This window comes from Nocardia sp. XZ_19_369 (assembly GCF_015355715.1).
Classification (GTDB): domain Bacteria; phylum Actinomycetota; class Actinomycetes; order Mycobacteriales; family Mycobacteriaceae; genus Nocardia.
Genome location: NZ_JACVED010000006.1, coordinates 149,059 through 166,673 on the forward strand (window position 1 = coordinate 149,059; position 17,615 = coordinate 166,673).

General features: G+C 67.7%; 17 protein-coding genes. 4 read left to right on the forward strand and 13 right to left on the reverse strand.

From position 1 onward, the window contains the following. Positions 1-34: 34 nt before the first annotated feature. Genes IBX18_RS22845 through IBX18_RS22885 form a run of 9 tightly spaced genes read right to left on the reverse strand, consistent with a single transcriptional unit; the run spans position 35 to position 8,458 of the window. Positions 35-616, reverse strand: a complete 582-nt coding sequence (locus IBX18_RS22845) for a hypothetical protein (protein ID WP_194835617.1) — start codon at positions 614-616, stop codon at positions 35-37. A gap of 15 nt (positions 617-631) precedes the next feature. Beyond that, positions 632-1,576, reverse strand: coding sequence for an MlaD family protein (locus tag IBX18_RS22850; RefSeq protein WP_194835618.1), 945 nt, complete (start codon positions 1,574-1,576; stop codon positions 632-634). Further along, complete coding sequence (locus tag IBX18_RS22855; RefSeq protein ID WP_194835619.1) at positions 1,573-2,592, reverse strand: MlaD family protein; 1,020 nt, start codon at positions 2,590-2,592, stop codon at positions 1,573-1,575. The genes IBX18_RS22850 and IBX18_RS22855 overlap by 4 nt, the downstream gene beginning before the upstream one ends. Then, on the reverse strand, positions 2,589-3,638 hold the full coding sequence (locus IBX18_RS22860; RefSeq protein ID WP_194835620.1) for an MCE family protein: 1,050 nt from the start codon (positions 3,636-3,638) through the stop codon (positions 2,589-2,591). The genes IBX18_RS22855 and IBX18_RS22860 overlap by 4 nt, the downstream gene beginning before the upstream one ends. After that, a complete protein-coding gene (locus IBX18_RS22865; RefSeq protein WP_194835621.1) occupies positions 3,638-4,684 on the reverse strand; it encodes an MlaD family protein in 1,047 nt (348 codons plus the stop codon). The genes IBX18_RS22860 and IBX18_RS22865 overlap by 1 nt, the downstream gene beginning before the upstream one ends. Continuing rightward, complete coding sequence (locus IBX18_RS22870) at positions 4,681-5,688, reverse strand: MlaD family protein (protein WP_194835622.1); 1,008 nt, start codon at positions 5,686-5,688, stop codon at positions 4,681-4,683. The genes IBX18_RS22865 and IBX18_RS22870 overlap by 4 nt, the downstream gene beginning before the upstream one ends. Beyond that, on the reverse strand, positions 5,685-6,713 hold the full coding sequence (locus IBX18_RS22875; RefSeq protein WP_194835623.1) for an MlaD family protein: 1,029 nt from the start codon (positions 6,711-6,713) through the stop codon (positions 5,685-5,687). The genes IBX18_RS22870 and IBX18_RS22875 overlap by 4 nt, the downstream gene beginning before the upstream one ends. 3 nt (positions 6,714-6,716) lie before the next feature. Beyond that, on the reverse strand, positions 6,717-7,586 hold the full coding sequence (locus IBX18_RS22880; protein WP_194835624.1) for an ABC transporter permease: 870 nt from the start codon (positions 7,584-7,586) through the stop codon (positions 6,717-6,719). Further along, positions 7,586-8,458, reverse strand: a complete 873-nt coding sequence (locus IBX18_RS22885; RefSeq protein WP_373889219.1) for an MlaE family ABC transporter permease — start codon at positions 8,456-8,458, stop codon at positions 7,586-7,588. The genes IBX18_RS22880 and IBX18_RS22885 overlap by 1 nt, the downstream gene beginning before the upstream one ends. 159 nt (positions 8,459-8,617) lie before the next feature. On the opposite strand from IBX18_RS22885, the gene IBX18_RS22890 reads away from it, so the two are divergent. Next, positions 8,618-9,529, forward strand: a complete 912-nt coding sequence (locus IBX18_RS22890) for a 2-hydroxyacid dehydrogenase (RefSeq protein WP_194835626.1) — start codon at positions 8,618-8,620, stop codon at positions 9,527-9,529. Positions 9,530-9,695: 166 nt separating this feature from the next. Here the strand turns inward: IBX18_RS22890 and IBX18_RS22895 are convergent, their stop codons facing one another. Continuing rightward, a complete protein-coding gene (locus tag IBX18_RS22895) occupies positions 9,696-10,484 on the reverse strand; it encodes a transporter substrate-binding domain-containing protein (protein ID WP_228541606.1) in 789 nt (262 codons plus the stop codon). Positions 10,485-10,496: 12 nt separating this feature from the next. After that, entirely contained in the window at positions 10,497-10,847 is a 351-nt protein-coding gene (locus IBX18_RS22900; protein WP_194835628.1) for a hypothetical protein, read from the reverse strand. A gap of 105 nt (positions 10,848-10,952) precedes the next feature. On the opposite strand from IBX18_RS22900, the gene IBX18_RS22905 reads away from it, so the two are divergent. Next, positions 10,953-11,924, forward strand: coding sequence for a quinone oxidoreductase (locus tag IBX18_RS22905; protein WP_147131842.1), 972 nt, complete (start codon positions 10,953-10,955; stop codon positions 11,922-11,924). A gap of 6 nt (positions 11,925-11,930) precedes the next feature. On the opposite strand, the gene IBX18_RS22910 is transcribed toward IBX18_RS22905, so the two are convergent. Then, positions 11,931-12,527 (reverse strand): TetR/AcrR family transcriptional regulator, encoded by a 597-nt coding sequence (locus IBX18_RS22910; RefSeq protein WP_194835629.1) that lies wholly within the window; start codon positions 12,525-12,527, stop codon positions 11,931-11,933. An 87-nt stretch (positions 12,528-12,614) separates the two neighbouring features. Here IBX18_RS22910 and IBX18_RS22915 point away from each other — a divergent pair, with 87 nt between their 5' ends. Beyond that, positions 12,615-14,036: an FAD-dependent monooxygenase gene (locus IBX18_RS22915; protein WP_194835630.1), complete on the forward strand. Its 1,422-nt coding sequence runs from the start codon at positions 12,615-12,617 to the stop codon at positions 14,034-14,036. 7 nt (positions 14,037-14,043) lie between these two features. Here IBX18_RS22915 and IBX18_RS22920 read toward each other — a convergent pair whose 3' ends face one another. Next, on the reverse strand, positions 14,044-15,054 hold the full coding sequence (locus tag IBX18_RS22920; protein ID WP_228541676.1) for a heme o synthase: 1,011 nt from the start codon (positions 15,052-15,054) through the stop codon (positions 14,044-14,046). Positions 15,055-15,450: 396 nt separating this feature from the next. Between IBX18_RS22920 and tkt the strand changes: the two genes are divergently transcribed. Beyond that, positions 15,451-17,610: a transketolase gene (gene tkt, locus IBX18_RS22925; protein WP_194835632.1), complete on the forward strand. Its 2,160-nt coding sequence runs from the start codon at positions 15,451-15,453 to the stop codon at positions 17,608-17,610. Positions 17,611-17,615 lie beyond the last annotated feature (5 nt).

A 17,615-nucleotide genomic window follows, 5' to 3' on the forward strand; every position in this document is an offset into this window, starting at 1 on the left:
TCGACGGAACCAGGACAGCTAGCGCGTCAGCTTATCAACGCCCCGGCGCCTCGCCCTTCGGGCCGTAGTCCACCACCTGCCAGTCGCCGCCGTTCTTGGCCACGGTCACCACCAGCAGGTTGGGCACCGTGGCCGGCGTCGGCTGCTGGATGTTCTGCGTCTTCTGGGTGGCGAGCACCGTCACCGAGTACTGGTCGTTGCCCTGGGCATCCACCGTGGTGCCCAGCACCTGCCCGGTGGCCACCACCTGTGCCTCGGTCATGATCTTGGCCAGCGTGTCGTGCACCTCGTCGTAGCGTTTGCGCAGCGCGTCGGAGGTGCCGCGCTGCACGCCGTCGAAGAACGCGGGCAGGTTCTTGTGGTCGTAGGTGAGCGAGCGCAGCGTGTAATCCTGGGCGACCTCGGCGGCCTTCGCGCGGTCGGCGTTCTGTTGCCGCAGCGCGCTGAGGTCGTCGGCGGCCGACTGCCAGGACAGGCCGAGCACGATGCCGAGCACCGTGAGCAGTACGGTCAGGCCGCCGAGTACGTAACCGATAGTGTTGCGCTGCTGCACTTCTGGCGCAGCCTTCGCCGGCACCTCGGTGCCGGTTTCGGCCGCGGAATCGGGCGTGGTCATGATGGCCTCAACTCTCTACTTCGGAATGTCGAGCGTGATTCGGGCGGTCCCGTGCTCCGGGAAGGTCGCCGACAGCAGGTCGATGATCGAACCGGCGTCCACCCGAACGGGTTTCAGCACACTCGTGGCCGGTCGCAACGCGGTGGCGATGTGCGCCAGGTCCGGTCCGAGCGTGGTGAGGTACTGGTCGATCTTGCGCACCAGCGGCCCCATCGGCTCGTCCCAGACATGTTCGCCCGCATAGGAATAGCCGCGAAACGCCTCGATCAGGTGCACCACCTCGGGCAGCAGGTCGGTGAAATCGTCGGCCCAGCCACCGATCACCGGTCCGTAGCCGTCGAAGTTCTGGGCCAGGTCCTGCCCGTTCAGATACAGCCGGGTGATGGCGTCGCGCTTGTCGTGCAGCAGCTGTGCCGTCATGGTCAGCGTCCGGGTGAGGTTGGCGATCTCCGGCTCCCGGCCCGCGTACCCCTGCGACAGGATGGCGGCGAGTTGTTCGATCTTCACCGGATCGATCTGCGCGTTCAGCACATCCAGCTTGGCCAGCGCCTCGCTGACCGTCGTCGCGATGCGCACCTGATGGGCGGGCACGACGCTGCCGTCGGTGAGGTACGGGCCCGCCGTGCCGGTCGGGCGGAAGTCCATGAACTGCTCGCCCGCCGCCGACAGATTGCTGACGTGCACCTCGCTGCCCAGCGGCACCCGGTACTTCGCGTCCAGCTCGATCCGCACGGCGAGCCCGGTGCCGGTGGCGGTGATGGCGCGCACCTTGCCGATTTGCATGCCGCGCAGGTCGACGTGGGAGGTCTGCATCAGGCCGCCGGACGAATCCATCAGTACCGTCACGGTATTCGTGTTGCGGCGCGGGTCGATGTCGAGCACGCCGACAACCATGTACGCCGCGCACACCACGGTCATCACGAGCAGCAGCACCAGCGAGACCGGACCGGAGAGCTTCATCGGACCATTCCTATCGACCGGAGCACCTGGATCATCTCGTCCGAGCGAGCCGAGGCGGCGGCCGCGACCGCCTCGGGCGTCACCCGCTGCACCCGGATGTTGGGCGGCGCACTGAAGAACGGAATCAGCTTGTCGCGCAACAACCGGTTCATCGCGGCGGCGTTCATCGGCACCGTGGTGTCGGCGCTGCCGATGGTGCGGGCCGCCGGTGCCAGAATGCTGATGATGTCGTGCAGGTCGCCGCGCAGCGGCAGCGCGAGATCGCCCACGTACACGGCCAATTCGCCGCCGTCGATGATCAGCTGGACCAAGCCGAACAGCACCTCCGACAGGCCGGCGGCGCGGCCGGGCCCGAGGGTGAGGGTGCGGTCGACGTTGTCCTTGTTCGCCTCCAGTGTCGTCGTCACGCTGGCGGCGGCGGCCAGGATCCGATCGAGTTCGCTGGTGTGCGTGGCGAGGTCGTGCAGCGCGTTCCGGCCACCGGTCAGGATGCGGGACAGATCCGCCGGGTCGGTCGGGAAGGCCGCGTTGACGCTGGCGACGAGCTCCTGCATCTCACCGAAGCGGCCGCCGGTGACGATGTTCGACATCGCCCGCAGGATGTCCTCCACATTGGCGGCGGGCACCGTGCGGCTGCGCGGGATGACATCACCGTTCACCAGGAACGGCGGACCGGCGTTCGACGGTGCCTGCAACGCGATGTGGATGTCACCGAGGATGGTGCTCTGCCGCAGTTCCGCGGTGGTCGACTTGGGTAGTCGCACATCGGCTTTCAGGTCGACCGTGGCGACGGCGGTATCGCCGATCAGCTCGATCTTGTCGAGCATGCCGACCTCGACGCCCTCGGCGATGATCTTGGCCCGGTCCGGCAGGTTGAGCACCGAGCCGAATTCGATGCGGATCGAGAAGGTGTCGCCCGCCAGATACGTGCCGGGAATCGGTACGTCGGTCGCGCGCACGCCACAGCCGGTCAGCACCAGAACCACCGCTGCGAGCACCGGAATCAGCCGCTTCATGGCGCCCCCAGCGAGCCGAGGATCACCCGGACCAGACCGGGCTGGCTACCGTCGGCCGACTCGTAGTGCGGCGGACGGTAATTCACCCGCACCGCACCCGTGGCCGGGTCGTACACCTGGGCCAGCCGCCCTGCCAGCGGCGGCAACTGCACCAGCAGATCCACGATGCTGCCCGCCAGCACCGCGTAGCGATGCACCTCCGGCACGATCCGATCCAGGAATTCGAAGGACTGCTGGTCGTACTTGCCGACATTGCGGGCGATCACCGGCAGGAACTCGAGCGCGAGATCCACCGCCCTGGACAGTTCCGCGGAGAAACCGTGGACCAGATCGATGCCGTTGTTCAGGTTGTCCAGCAGCGCTTGCATATCCGGCCAGTTGGTGATGAACATCGTGGTGAGCAGGTCGAGGTTGTCGACGAGCTTGCGGATCACCACGTCCCGGTCGGCCGGATCGCCGATCACCTGGGACAGGCGCTGCAGCAGCGAATTCCACTGCGGGCCGGTGCCGTCGAGCGTGCGGACCGCGCCGGTGAGGGTGTCGTCGAGCAGCGTGTCCGACGGTGCGCCCGGTGTCGGTGACTGCTGCGCGCCGAGCAGGTCACCGGACAGCTTGCCCAGCGCGTCGAGTGCCTCGCTGATGCCGACCGGTGTCTTGGTGCGCGCCAATGAAACGCACTGTGCGGTATCGAATTTCGGGCCGCCGGTGTATGTCTTGGTGAGCTCGACGCGCCGGTCGGTGACGATGGAGCTCGACATGGTGACGGCCTCGATGTCGGCGGGCAACGTCAGCTTGCCGTCGATCGTCATGGTCACCCGCATCCGATCGCCGAGCGCTTCGATGCCGGAGACGGTGCCGACCTCCACGCCCAGCATCGTGACGCTGTTGCCCTCGTAAAGCCCGACGGTGTCGGTGAATTCGGCACACAGACGCTGCTTGGCCGGCTGCACCCGTTCCAACCAGGACGCGCCGCTCACGCCGACCACCACCGCGACGGTGACCAGCAGTGCGCCGATGACCACGCCCGCTCTCGCCCATGCACGCATCAGCAAGCCCTCCCCTCGAACGGAATGCACAGCGCCGGACCGCGTATCACGCTGGCGGACTGGTCGATGGTCACGCCGTCCACGCCGAGCATCGCCGAGATCTTCCCGATGAAGTCCTTGATCCCCGCGATGACCGTGTCGAGCCGGCCGGGATCCTGCACGAGTTTGTTGAACAGCTCCTCGAATTCGGCGACCGACGGTTCGATCGAGTCGCCGTAGGCCATCACCGGCCGGTGCAGCACCGCGAAGAACCGCTTCAACAGCTCGAAGACCTGGACGACCTCGCCCCTGCGCTGGCCGAGCACCACGGCGACGCCGCCGAGTTCGCGCACGAAGTCGGCGAGCACCGCCCGGTCGGTCGCGATCGCGCCGATGAATTCGTCGGACACTTGCACCGCGGAGTCCAGCTGGGTCGACCGCTCGGCCAGCACGCCGGTCAGGTCGTTGAAGTTGCCGATGATCGAGCGCACCGCGTCGGGCTGACCGGCCAGCGCCGCGTTCACCTCGGCGATGGTGCTGCGCAAGGTGGTTCCGTCGACCTGGCTGAGCACCGGGGTGGCGACGTCGATGATGTCGGTCAGTTCGAACGGGGTGGTGGTCCGTTCCGGCGGAATGTGCTTGCTACCCAGCGCTCGCTCCCCCTGCGGAGCGAGCGACAGGTAGTGCCCGCCGATCGGCGTCAGCATCTTCACCGCCACCGACGAGGCGTCGCCGACCCGGACCTCGCGATCCACGCCGAAGCGCACCTCCACGTGGTCACCGACCAGCTCCACCGAGCGGACCTGGCCGACTTTGATGCCCGCGATCCGCACCTCGTCGCCGGTCCGGGCGCCGCCCGAGTTGCGGAAGTCCGCCGTGTAGGACTGCTCGCCGAAGGGCACCACGTACAGCACCGCGGCGGCGAGCAGACCGAGCACGCTCACCAGCACACCGGCTATCCCCCACCGCATCTGCGACCAGGAGTCCGACTTCTCCGCGCGTAACTGTCTGACCTCGCCGAACAGCCGCCACGGCAGCCCGACGAGTTGCCTTGCCGCACCGGTCATTTGCACACCACCAGCTTCTGATTGCCGAGCACGACATCGCCGATGCCCGGTAGCCCGAGCTCGCCCCCGGCACAGGAGTACGTCTTCGCGGTGCCGCTCGCGGGGACGTTCTGGTTCAGCCCGGCGATCAACGACGGCACCAGGGACAGGATTTCGACCAGCTGATCGGTCTGCGGCAGCAACCTGCGCAGCAGCCCGTCCAACGGCAGGTAGCTGTCGTCGTAGGCGCCTTGCAGTTCTTCGAGCAGCGGAATGAGCGGCACCAGCGTGCGATTCGCCTGCTCGACCGCGTTGACGATCATCGTGGTCCGGCTGCCGAACTGGTTGAGCACGCCATTGAGCTGCTTGACGAGATCGCCTACCGCCGCGGACTTTCCGCCGATCGAGCGGGAGATCGCGCCGAGGTTGTTGATCAGCAGCACCACCACCGCCTCGCTGCTCTTGGCATGCTTGGTGAGCCGGTCGAGATCGGCCAGCGCGGGACCGATGCCGCTGCCGTCGCCCTGCAGCACCCGCAGGATGTTCGTGCCGAACTGGTTGAGCTGTGCGGTATCCAGCGTGTCGAACAGCGGCTTGAAACCGTTGAACAGAGTGGACACATCGAAACTCGGGATGGTGCGCTGCACCGGAATAGTGCCCCCGGGTGCGAGCCGTCCGCCGCCCGGTTTCGCGGTCATCACTTCGATGTAGCGCTGCCCGATCAGATCCTGGTAGCGCACAGCGGCTTCGGTGTTGTCGTAGAGGGGACGCTGGCGGTCCACGGTGAACCGAACGCGTGCGTGCTTGCCGTCCAGTTCGACGCTGTCGACCTTCCCGACGGCCACGCCCGACATGCGCACCACGTCCCCGGCGTACAGCCCCGAGATATCGGTGAAGACAGCGTCATAGGAGACCTTGTCCTCGGGCACCGGCGTATTCAGCGCGGCCACAATGAAAGCCGAGCACACCGCGACGATCGCGACGAACACTCCGAGCTTCACCGCCGCGGCGGTCACACTGTTCATCGCGGCACCCCGATGATCGAATCGGCGAGGTAGGGCATGTTTTTCACGATCACCTCCAGCTGCAGCTGCACCCGGCCGTCGACCATCGGGAACGCGCTGTCGATCCGGGCGAGCAAGGCGGGCAGCCGGTTGTACGCGGGGGCGACCGTGCCGATCGACGCGCTGATCGGCACCACCAGATCCAGGACGCCGCCGATCGTGACGGCCAGATCCGGGTTGTTCCGGCGCAGCAGATCGGTGACCGGCAGCAGCAGTTCGGTGTCCAGGCCGGCCAGCGAATGCTCTGTCCGCTCGCGGTTTTCGAGGCTGCCGAAGTACTCGCTGTTGTCCAGCACGCCGAGGATCACGTCGACCACGGGTGACGTGGTCTGCGCGACGCCCGCACCGACGTCGGCGCCGATATCCAGGTAATGCCCCAGCGGCGCACGCTGATTCATGGCCAGCACCCGGGCGGTGGCGAAGAACGACCGCACCGCCGGGCCCATCGACGCGGTGTTGTCCAGCAGCAGATCGAACAGCGCGCGCACGGTGTCGGAATCGAGCACCTGGGTCAGTCGCGCTGCCCGGCGGAACACACTCGACACCGTCGCGTTGGACGCGTTGGCGCCGATGAACAGCGTGGTGTTCTCCGGCAGCCGCCCGCCCTTGCCGGTGTTCACCAATTCGATGGCGCTGGAGCCGAAGATGTTCGACGAGGTGAACCGCGCCGACACGTCATCGGTCAGCGCACCGGCCTGGTGCCGATCCAGCGCCAGCTCGATGCGCTGGTGCCCGTAGTCGACGGTCTGCACCGTGCGCACCGTGCCGATCGCGAAGCCGCGGAACTTCACCTCCGCGCCCGGCGCGAGTCCCTCGCCGAGGGTGGCCGCATCGATGGTGAGCGTGAACCGGTCCGCGAACTTTCCCTGCGCGTACTGCGTGGTGACCACGGCGACCACCAGGATGACGGCGGCGACCACCAGCCCACGCAGCCGCAGCATCCACCGTCCGGCGGCCCGGCCCGAGAGATCAACGAATATCGGCATCAGTCACCCCGAAATCTTGATTCCGACATCGAGTCCCCAGAAGACGATCGTCATGATCATGTCCGCGACCACCACCAGCACCAGGCTCGCGCGGATCGCCCGGCCGGAGGCCCGCCCGACGCCCTCCGGCCCACCGGTCGCGTAAAAGCCTTGGTAGCCGTGGATCAGGATGATCATCACCACGAACACCGTCGCCTTGATCAGCGACGCGACCACGTCGCCGGGTTGCAGGAAGGCGTCGAAGTAGTGGTAATAGGTGCCCGAGGACTGACCGTGCAGCACGTTCACCACGACCGCGCACGAGAGGTAACTGAGGATCAGCGTCAGCAGGTAGAGCGGGACGATGGTGATCATGCCCGCGATCACCCTGGTGGTCACCACGAACGGAATCGGCCGGATACCAATGGCTTCCAGCGCGTCGATCTCCTCGGAGATGCGCATCGCGCCGATCTCGGCGGTCATCCGGCAGCCCGCCTGAGCCGCGAAACCGATCGCGGCGACCATCGGCGCCATCTCCCTGGTGTTGGCGTAGGCGGAGACGAAACCGGTCAGCGGCCCCATGCCGACCATGTTCAGCGCGGTGAAACCCTCCACGCCGATCGAGCCGCCGACCGCGACCCCGAGGAAGATCAGCACCGCCACCGTGCCGCCGCCGACGATGATATTGCCGCTGCCCCAGGTGATGTCGGTGAGCGTCAGCATGGTCTGGCGGCGGTACGCGCGCAGCGTGTGCGGTATCGCGGCGAGCACCTGGACCGCGAAAGTCAGCTGATGACCCAGCGATTCGAACAGGGTCAGCGGTCCGCGGGTGCCGCGCTCGACGAGGCGACCGGCACGGCCGAACGGCCGATACTGGGCCGGTATTTCCGTCATCAACCCACCTTCTGCGGCAGGAACATCGAAACCAGCTGGGTGATCACGAGATTCACGCCGAACGCGGCGATCACCCCGATCACCACCGCGGCGTTGACCGCGTTGGCGACGCCCTTGGGCCCGTGCGTCGCTTCGAGCCCGCGCTGGCAGGCGACGATCAGCACGATCACCCCGAAGATGACCGACTTGCCGATCGCCACCGCGAGATCGGCCATGGTCGCGAAGGCCGCGAACGAGGACAGATAGCTGCCCGGCGTCACCCCTTGGAACCCGACCGCCACCACATATCCGGTGAACACGCCCATGAAGATGACCAGCAGGCACAGCAGCGGCGTCAGCACGATCATGGCCGCCAGCCGCGGGGCGACCAGCCGCCGCACCGGGTCGATGCCCATGGTGCGCAACGCGTCTACCTCCTCGCGGATGGTGCGCGCGCCCAGATCCGACGCGATGGCCGACCCGGCCGCGCCGCCGAGCAGCAGCGCGGTCACCATCGGCGCGCCCTGCCGGATGACGCCGAGCCCGCCCGCCGCACCCGCCACCGAGGTCGCGCCCACCTGCTGGGTCAGGCTGCCGACCTGCACCGAAACGATCACGCCGAACGGAATCGCCACCAGCACCGCGGGAATCGCGGTGACGCTGACGATGAACCAGCCCTGTTGCAGCGTGTCCCGCCAGGGATGGCGCAACTTGAGGATGTCCCCGACGAGATAGCTGAAGGAGGCGACGGCGAGTTGGAGAGTCCGGCCGAAGGTCCGCAGACTCGTCAGGACCAGCTCGAATCCCCACCGCACCAGTGGCTCGGACACCCGAGCGACCCTGTCGACCACCGCTACCTCGATTCCGCCGGCTCCACCCCCGACCGGGCTCAATTTAACCGACTGATATGTCACTCTGCGGCGAATTGGCTCGATTCGCTCAACTGACCCAGACAGTACATGCTGGAGCGGACGATTGCGCTTACGCACTGCGGGAGACCGGAAAAAGTCCGGCCGGATGCGCGCCCGGCCGGGACCGCTAACCTGGCCAGCATGGCGGTCATTGTTCTGGTGCCGGATGACTACGGCTTCGAGGTCCTGTCCGGAATCGACGGCATACAGCCGTTGCGCTACGAAGCGGGCGAGCCGCTACCCGAGGGCGCCGAACACGCGGAAGTGCTGGTGCCCAAGTTCCTTTCCCGCGCCGACACTGTCGACCTGACCCAGCTACCCAAGCTGCGACTGGTGCAGATGATGACCGCGGGCGCCGAGGGCTGGATCAGCCGGTTACCCGATGGGGTGCGCCTGTCCACCGGACGCGGTGCGCACGGCGGCAGCTCGGCCGAATGGGTAATGGCCGCGCTGCTGCACATCTATCGCGAACTCGGCGGCTTCGCCGACGCCCAGCGCGCCCAGCAGTGGACCTTCCATCAGACCGGAACCTTGGTCGGCAAGCGGATTCTGGTGATCGGCGCCGGTGATCTCGCCGCCGAGCTCGTCCGCAGGCTCGACGGCTTCGACACCGAGGTGACGCTGGTCGGCACTCGGGCCCGCGACGGGGTGCACAGCGTCGATGAATTACCCGACCTACTCCCCGGAAAAGACGTCGTCGTGCTGACTGTCCCGGTCACCACTCGCACCACCGGAATGGTCGACGCCGCCTTCCTCGCCGCGATGGACGACAACGCCATTCTCGTCAACATCGCCCGCGGGCCGATCGTCCAGACCGATGCCCTGCTGGCCGAGCTGCAATCGGGCCGGCTCCGTGCGGCACTGGACGTCACCGACCCCGAACCCCTGCCGCCGGACCATCCACTCTGGACCGCCCCGAATCTCCTGCTCACCCCGCACGTCGGCGGGAACAGCACCGGCAGTTACGAACGCGGCTACGCCGTGGTCCGTGCGGAGATCCTCCGCTTCGTGGCTGGTGAAGAACCCAAGAACCTGGTGCGCGGGGAGTATTGAGCCAGGTCGGCTCGCCACGGGTCGCCGAATATTGGCCGCAAGGACTTTACGCAATTTATAAGGGGAGCCACGGCGGCCATGGTTTCGCGATGGAGCCGCACGACCTATCCTGCGACACCTGGATGGACCACTACCCCAATTGCGTTGCCACCACTAGACCGTCGGACTAGCCGACCGGAACCGTCGTGTTGGGCCCGATCCACTGGTCGAACAGCCGGTCCACCGTGCCGGTGGCGAGCTGAGTGGTCAGGTACCCGTTGAGCAGCGTGGACAGCACCGGGTCGTCCTTGCGGATCAGCAGCACCTTGCCGAAGGAGTCGAAAGGCTTGTCCGGGTGCAGAACCTGGAGGCCCTGGTGCTGGCGGACGCGGTAGCGGCCCTCGACGGCATCGGTGACGAAGACGTCGGCCCGGCCCTGTTCGACCTCGTCGAAGATGGTGAGATTCTCCGGCCAGAGGGTGAGTTGGGCGTCGGGAAAGTTCTTGCGAGCGAACTCCTCGTTCGTGCCGCCGCGATTCGCGATCACCCGCACCTCGGGCCGGTTGATCTGCTCGATCGTCGAGTAGTCGGCGCCGCTGGCGCGGCGGGTGATCGGCGTCTTGCCGTCGGTGCCGTAGACGATCGAGAAGTCGGCGAAGGCCCGGCGCGCGGGCTGGTCGGAGATGCCGCCGACCGCGATATCGCACTGGCGCTCAGCGAAATCCGTCTTCAGGGTCGCCCAGGTGACCGGAACGAACTGGATCGGCCTGCGGAGCAGGTCGGCGAAGCCGCGCGCCAGTTCGATGTCCACACCGCGATATTCGCCCGCATCCTCGGCGATCGAATACGGCGGATAGTCGCCGGGCGTGCACACCCGCAGGGCATTACTCTGCTGCGCACTCGCCGGAATCGCCGGAGCCACAAGGACTATGCACCCGGCAAGCAGTACCGCACCGAGGCGGCCGAACAGCCGCATCACGCGCACCGCTCAGTTCTCGTTGCGCGCCTTGGGGAATCGCTTCTGTTTGGCCACCCAACCGGCCATCTGTGCCCAGTGCGACTTGCGCGGGGTGACGATCGAGGTCAGTTCCCGGTCCCACTCGTCGGCCTCGGTGAGACCGTCGATCGTGGCGACGAGTTCCTTCGCGGTGGCCATATCGGTGACGACCCGGTCGCCGAGGATGCCGTCGGCACCGACCAGCGTCACCCGGACACCGGCGCGGCCGAGCGGCTGCAGCACGGCCGTGGCCGAACCGTCGTGATCGGCGACGAAACCCTTGACGGACTCCACGAGGGCGCCCGACAACTTCACCGGGGCCGTGGCGACATCAGCACTCATGGCACGGAGTTTACCGGCCAGTAGCAAACGGTCCAGTCCCCCTGCCGGATTTGTCCGCCACCGCCGGGTCCGACGTGCGCACCGCGAAGGTGTAGAACAGATCTCATGCGTGCGATTCAGGTGTCCGAACACGGTGGTCCCGAAGTCCTGGAGTACGTCGAGGTGCCGGACCCGCAGCTCGGTCCCGATCAGCTGCTCGTCGACATCCAGGCCATCGGCATCAACTTCATCGACACCTATATCCGCACCGGCCGCTATCCGCAGGACGTGCCCTACGTGCCCGGTGCGGAGGGCTCCGGTGTGGTCGCCGAGGTCGGCGCGAACGTCACCGAGTTCGCCGTCGGCGACCGCGTCGCGTGGGCGGCCGGACCCGGCAGCTACGCCGAGCGGGTCGCGGTGAACGCCGCGGTGGCCGTCAAGGTGCCCGGCGAGGTCGACCCGAAGGTGGCCGCCTCCGCGCTACTTCAGGGCATGACCGCGCATTATCTGCTCGAATCGATCTACACCCCGCAGCCGGGCGAGTCGGTGCTGGTACACGCGGGCGCGGGCGGCGTCGGCCTGGTGCTGACCCAGCTCGCCGCGGCCCGCGGCGCGCGAGTGATCACCACGGTGTCCACCGATGCGAAGGAGAAGCTGTCCCGCGAGGCCGGTGCCGCCGAAGTGCTGCGTTACGGCGACGACCTCGCCGACCAGGTGCGCGCACTCACGGATGGCGTCGGCGTGGCCGCGGTGTATGACGGTGTCGGCGCGGCCACCTTCGAGGCCAGCCTCGCGTCGCTGCGGGTCCGCGGCATGCTCGCCCTCTTCGGCGGTGCCAGCGGCGCGGTTCCCCCGTTCGACCTTCAGCGCCTCGCCGGCTCGGGTTCGCTGTTCGTCACCCGCCCGACGCTGGCCCACTACACCCGCGATCGCGCCGAACTGCTCTGGCGCGCAACGGACATCCTCAACGCCATCGACAATGGCACGCTGCGGATCCGGATCGGCGCGACCTACCCGCTCGCCGAGGCCGAACAGGCGCACCGCGATCTCGAGGCGCGCAAGACCACCGGCTCCATCGTCCTGCTGCCCGGCTCCTAGACCGGTTCAGTAATCGCGGCCGGTCAGGCCGCGGTAGATGAAGCGCGTCAGGCCGTCCACGGCCTGCTTATCGGTCAACTCGACCGTGCCCTCCTCGACCGCCTGCACCATGCCGGTGGCGAGCAGGAACATCATCGCCAGGCTGGCGTCGGGCGTGCTCGGCAGCGTCGGCCCGTCCGGACCGAAACCGTCCAGATGGTTGACGATGTCGCGGCGCTGCTGAATGGCGAACTGCCCGGCCTGCCTGGCGAATTCGTCGTTGACCAGCGCCGCCTGCTGGATGGATCGGTACACGGCCCAGTGCTGGCGCGCCGAGATCCAGTACTGCTCCACGTGGAAGCGGATCGCCGCGGGATCGGTGAAGTCCGGGTTGTGGTCCGGCCCCTCCGCCGTCACGTCGCCCGCCGCCGCGACGTCGTCCAGCAGCGCCTGGAGTAGCTCTTCCTTACCCGCGAAATGGTTGTAGAACGACCCGGCCGCGCGACCCGCCGCCGTCGTGATGTCGACGATCTTCGTGTTCAGGTAACCGCGCTCGGCGAATAGGCGCAGCGCAGCCGCCTTCAGCGCGTGCTCGGTTTCGGCCGACTTCTCTTTGCGACTCATCGACACCCGCACCCACCTCCTTGACAGGCAAGGTACCAACTCCAATACTGAATCATTATTCATTGAATCTCAATTCAGGAGAAGAACGTGCACGAGCAGGTACTCATCACGGGCGCCGGACCCACCGGCTTGACCCTCGCCCTCGAGCTGGCCCGCCGGAACATTCCGGTGCGGATCATCGACCAGGCCACCGAGTTCTTCGCGGGCTCCCGCGGTGACGGCATCCAACCCCGCACCCTCGAGGTGTTCGACGACCTCGGCGTGCTCGACGCCGTGCTGGCGGCAGGCGCGACCGGGCCGGTCATGCTGGCCTACCTCGGTGGCGAGTTCGTCGGCGAGCACCGGATGTGGGACCCGATCGAGCCGACGCCCGCGGTCCCCTACCCGAATGGCTGGGTGCTCGGGCAGGCCGGAACCGAGGCAATCCTGCGCGATCGGCTCGCGGACTTCGGTGTTCGGGTCGAGCTCGGCACGACGCTGCGGACGTTCACCCAGGACCCGACCGGCGTCACCGCGATCCTGCGGTGCGGCGATACCGACGAGACCGTGCGCGCCGCCTATTTGATCGGCGCCGACGGTGGCCGCAGCACGGTGCGCAAGACGCTCGGTATCGCGTTCGAGGGCAGCACCGACGAGTCACTGCGGCTGCTGCTCGGCGATGTCCGGGCCGACGCCCTCGACCATGCCTTCGGCTACTGGTTCGCCGGTGCCGACCGGCCGATGGAGGGGATCGCCATGTCCCCCTTGCCCGGTGGGCGCCACTTCCAGTTCGCGGCGCCGCTGACCGACGAGGCCGAGCCGACCCTCGCGGTGCTGCAGGAGTACGTCGACCGCTACTCCGGCCGCACCGACATCACGCTGTCCGAGCTGACCTGGGTGACGGTGTGGCGGCCGAATATCCGCCTGGCCGAACGATTCCGGGACGGACGCGTCTTTCTCGCGGGTGACGCCGCGCACGTTCATCCGCCGACCGGCGGGCAGGGCATGAACACCGGCATCCAGGACGCGTACAACCTCGGCTGGAAGCTGGCCGCGGCCATGCACGGTGACGAATCACTGCTGGACAGTTACGAATCCGAGCGCAGGACGGTCGCCGCGCGCGTCCTCGGTATCAGTTCCGCGCTGCTCGACAAGCTGGTCGACGGTGCCGAGGATGCGATGCGGCGCGGCCCGGAAACCCAGCAGTTGGACATCAGCTACCGCGACCCGGCCGACCTCGGTCCGCTCGTCGCCGGTGACCGCGCCCCCGATGCTCCGCTGAAGGACATGGCGGGCAACCCGATTCGCCTGTTCGACCTGTTCCGCGGCCCGCACTCGACGCTGCTGTGCTTCGGCGAGACCGGCGAACTCCCCACCGGCACCGAGGCCTACGCGGTAGTCCGGCCCGGCACCACGGCGGCCGGACGGTACGTCATCGATGTGGCGGGCCATGCCTTCGCCACGTACCACGCGGTCGACGGCACCCGGGTCGAGATCCGGCCCGACGGCTACCTGGCCCGCCGCAACTGAAGGTGGATCAGAGGAAGCTACCGACGGTGTCCCAGCCGAGCACGGAATCGACCGCGAGACCGCAGAACACCACGGCGAGATAGTTGTTCGACTGCAGGAACAGTCGCAGCGGCTTCACCGATTCGCCGCGCCGCACGCCGGAGTACAGCTGGTGCGCCATGAGCAGGAACCACGCTCCGGCCACCAGCGCCACGGCCGCGTAGACCACGCCGGTCGCGGGGACCAGCGCCAAGGTGGCGAGCACGGTGAGCCAGGTGTAGATGACGATCTGCTTGGTCACCACCTGCTCGGTGGCCACCACGGGCAGCATCGGCACGCCCGCCGCGCGGTAGTCCTCCTTGTAGCGCATGGCCAGCGCCCAGGTGTGCGGCGGTGTCCAGAAGAAGATGACAGCGAACAGCACGACGGCGGGCCAGCCGATGCCGCCGGTCGCCGCGGACCAGCCGACCAGGGCGGGCATGCAGCCCGCGGCGCCGCCCCACACCACGTTCTGCGAGGTGCGGCGCTTGAGACCGAGGGTGTAGACGAAGACGTAGAACAGGATCGTCGCGACCACCAGGACACCGCTGAGCAGGTTCGCCTGCCACCAGAGCCAGGCGAACGAGCCGAGGCCGAGCACCACACCGAACACGAAGGCGTGCGAGGTCGGCACCGCCTCCCTGGCCAGCGGGCGCTTCGCGGTCCGCTTCATCACCTTGTCGATATCGGCGTCGGCGACACAGTTCAGCGTGTTCGCGCTGGCCGCGCCCATCCAGCCACCGAAAAGGGTGACCAGGATGAGGCGGATGTCGATGTGCCCTCGATCGGCGAGCAGCATCGTCGGAATCGTCGCGACGAGCAGCAATTCGATGACCCGCGGCTTGGTGAGCGCGATGTACGCGAGCACTCGTCGCAGTAGTCGGGACGGCAGCCCTGGCCCGGTGAACCGGTCCGCCAGCGCCGTCGGAGCGGAGCCGTGCGCGCCATTGCCACCCGGCTGTTGCCCAATCCGCACTGTTTCTCCTCGCACGCTGTGCATCGCATCCGGCATGGACCAAGCAGCACGCTCGATCCCGCTGAGCTGGATGCGCGAGAGCTGGACCTTCGCCCGCCTCGGCGCCTCCTCAGCCGTGCGGCGCGGCTACTACTACAGAGGATGGTAGACCCCGCCGAGCATGCTCCTCGCATAGCCCCACGCAACAACATTGGGAATGTGACCCAGCTGACGGCGCGCCACGGGTCCGGAGAACCCCGGCCGCACGCGGGTTTCGAGCGCCGTTCGCGGGGCAAACAAAGACAGGGTTCCCCGCACCCCGCTCAATGGGCACATCTAGGGTGGTTGGGTACACACCCGGTATGCACGCGCCGCTGCCGTGCGTTCATCGCCGCCAGTAAAGCCGCCGTCGACCAAACCAATGTCAGGAGAACCTCGGTCGTGTCAGTCACAGACGACATCCGCGCCCTCACTCAGCCGAATCACCCGGACGACTGGACGGATCTGGACACCAAGGCCGTCGACACGATCCGGGTGCTCGCCGCCGACGCGGTGCAGAACGCCGGCAACGGACACCCTGGCACCGCGATGAGCCTGGCGCCGCTGGCGTACTCCCTCTACCAGCGGACCATGCGGATCGACCCGAGCGACCCGAGCTGGGTCGGCCGGGACCGGTTCGTGCTGTCCTGCGGTCACTCCAGTATCACCCAGTACATCCAGCTCTACCTGGCCGGTTTCGGCCTGGAACTGGACGATCTGAAGAACCTGCGCAAGTGGGGCTCGCTCACCCCGGGCCACCCCGAGTTCCGGCACACCGACGGCGTCGAGATCACCACCGGGCCGCTCGGCCAGGGCCTGGCCGCCGCGGTCGGCATGGCGATGGCCGCCCGCCGCGAGCGCGGCCTGTTCGATCCGAACGCCGCGCCGGGCGCCAGCCCGTTCGACCACTTCATCTACGTGATCGCCTCCGACGGTGACATGGAGGAGGGCGTCACCTCCGAGGCCTCCTCGCTCGCGGGCACCCAGCAGCTCGGCAACCTCGTGCTGATCTACGACGACAACAAGATCTCCATCGAGGACGACACCACCATCGCCTTCGACGAGGACGTCGCCAAGCGCTACGAGGCGTATGGCTGGCACGTTCAGGTGGTCGAGGGTGGCGAAGATGTCGTCGCCATCGAGTCGGCGCTGGCCGCCGCCAAGGCCGAGACCGGCAAGCCGTCGATCATCGTGCTGCGCACCATCATCGGCTACCCGGCGCCCAACAAGATGAACACCGGCGCTGCGCACGGTGCCGCCCTGGGCGCGGACGAGGTGGCCGCCACCAAGAAGATCCTCGGCTTCGACCCGGAGCAGACCTTCGAGGTGGACGACGCGGTGATCGCGCACACCCGCAAGGCCATCGATCGCGGCAAGCAGGCGCACGCGCAGTGGCAGCAGCAGTTCGACGCGTGGGCGCAGGCCAACCCGGACAACAAGACCCTGTTCGACCGGCTCGCCAAGCGCGACCTGCCGCAGGGCTGGGCCGAGAACCTGCCGAGCTACGAGCCGGACCCCAAGGGCGTCGCCACCCGCAAGGCCTCCGGCAAGGTGCTCGCCGCGCTGGCGCCGGTGCTGCCGGAGCTGTGGGGCGGCTCGGCCGACCTCGCCGAGTCCAACAACACCACCATGTCCGGTGAGGCGAGCTTCGGCCCCGAGTCGATCTCGACCGGCATGTGGAAGGCCAACCCGTACGGCCGCACCCTGCACTTCGGGGTGCGCGAGCACGCCATGGGCGCGATCCTCAACGGCATTGCGCTGCACGGCCCGACCCGCCCGTACGGCGGCACCTTCCTGGTGTTCAGCGACTACATGCGTCCCGCGGTGCGCCTGGCCGCGCTGATGCGCGTGCCCGCCATCTACGTGTGGACGCACGACTCCATCGGCCTCGGCGAGGACGGCCCGACGCATCAGCCGATCGAGCACCTCGCCGCGCTGCGCGCCATCCCGGGCCTCAACGTGGTCCGCCCCGGCGACGCCAACGAGACCACCTACGCGTGGCGCACCATCCTCGAGCGCGACAGCAGCGAGCACACCTCGCACTTCTCGGTCTCGGAGATGCCGCACCAGGACGGGCCGTCGGCGCTGGCGCTGACCCGCCAGGATCTGCCGGTCCAGGAGGGAACCAGCTACGAGGGCGTCAAGAAGGGCGGCTACATCCTGGCCGAATCCTCCACCGACACCCCGCAGGTGATCCTCATCGCTACCGGCTCGGAGCTCCAGCTCGCCGTCGGCGCGCGGATTAGCCTGGAGGAGCGTGGCATCGGAACCCGGGTGGTGTCGATGCCGTGCGTGGAGTGGTTCGACGCGCAGGACCAGGCCTACCGCAACGAGGTGCTGCCGCCGACGATCACCGCGCGCGTGGTGGTCGAGGCGGGTATCGCGATGCCGTGGCACCGGTTCGCCGGTGACGCGGGCGAGATCGTCTCGATCGAGCACTTCGGTGCGTCCGCCGACTACAAGACCCTGTTCCGCGAGTTCGGAATCACCACCGAAGCCGTGGTCGCCGCCGCGCTCACCACGTTCGAGAACAGCGGCGCCGTCGAAAACGTGAAGGGATAAGCGCT

Excerpts from the sequence above, each read along its gene's own strand:
- IBX18_RS22920 (WP_228541676.1), bottom strand. The coding sequence starts at position 15,054 with ATGCACAGCGTGCGAGGAGAAACAGTGCGGATTGGGCAACAGCCGGGT.
- IBX18_RS22900 (WP_194835628.1), bottom strand. The coding sequence starts at position 10,847 with ATGAGTGCTGATGTCGCCACGGCCCCGGTGAAGTTGTCGGGCGCCCTC.
- IBX18_RS22875 (WP_194835623.1), bottom strand. The coding sequence starts at position 6,713 with ATGCCGATATTCGTTGATCTCTCGGGCCGGGCCGCCGGACGGTGGATG.
- IBX18_RS22860 (WP_194835620.1), bottom strand. The coding sequence starts at position 3,638 with ATGCGTGCATGGGCGAGAGCGGGCGTGGTCATCGGCGCACTGCTGGTC.
- IBX18_RS22845 (WP_194835617.1), bottom strand. The coding sequence starts at position 616 with ATGACCACGCCCGATTCCGCGGCCGAAACCGGCACCGAGGTGCCGGCG.
- IBX18_RS22865 (WP_194835621.1), bottom strand. The coding sequence starts at position 4,684 with ATGACCGGTGCGGCAAGGCAACTCGTCGGGCTGCCGTGGCGGCTGTTC.
- IBX18_RS22870 (WP_194835622.1), bottom strand. The coding sequence starts at position 5,688 with ATGAACAGTGTGACCGCCGCGGCGGTGAAGCTCGGAGTGTTCGTCGCG.
- IBX18_RS22855 (WP_194835619.1), bottom strand. The coding sequence starts at position 2,592 with ATGAAGCGGCTGATTCCGGTGCTCGCAGCGGTGGTTCTGGTGCTGACC.
- IBX18_RS22850 (WP_194835618.1), bottom strand. The coding sequence starts at position 1,576 with ATGAAGCTCTCCGGTCCGGTCTCGCTGGTGCTGCTGCTCGTGATGACC.
- IBX18_RS22890 (WP_194835626.1), top strand. The coding sequence starts at position 8,618 with ATGGCGGTCATTGTTCTGGTGCCGGATGACTACGGCTTCGAGGTCCTG.
- IBX18_RS22880 (WP_194835624.1), bottom strand. The coding sequence starts at position 7,586 with ATGACGGAAATACCGGCCCAGTATCGGCCGTTCGGCCGTGCCGGTCGC.
- IBX18_RS22905 (WP_147131842.1), top strand. The coding sequence starts at position 10,953 with ATGCGTGCGATTCAGGTGTCCGAACACGGTGGTCCCGAAGTCCTGGAG.
- IBX18_RS22895 (WP_228541606.1), bottom strand. The coding sequence starts at position 10,484 with ATGCGGCTGTTCGGCCGCCTCGGTGCGGTACTGCTTGCCGGGTGCATA.
- IBX18_RS22910 (WP_194835629.1), bottom strand. The coding sequence starts at position 12,527 with ATGAGTCGCAAAGAGAAGTCGGCCGAAACCGAGCACGCGCTGAAGGCG.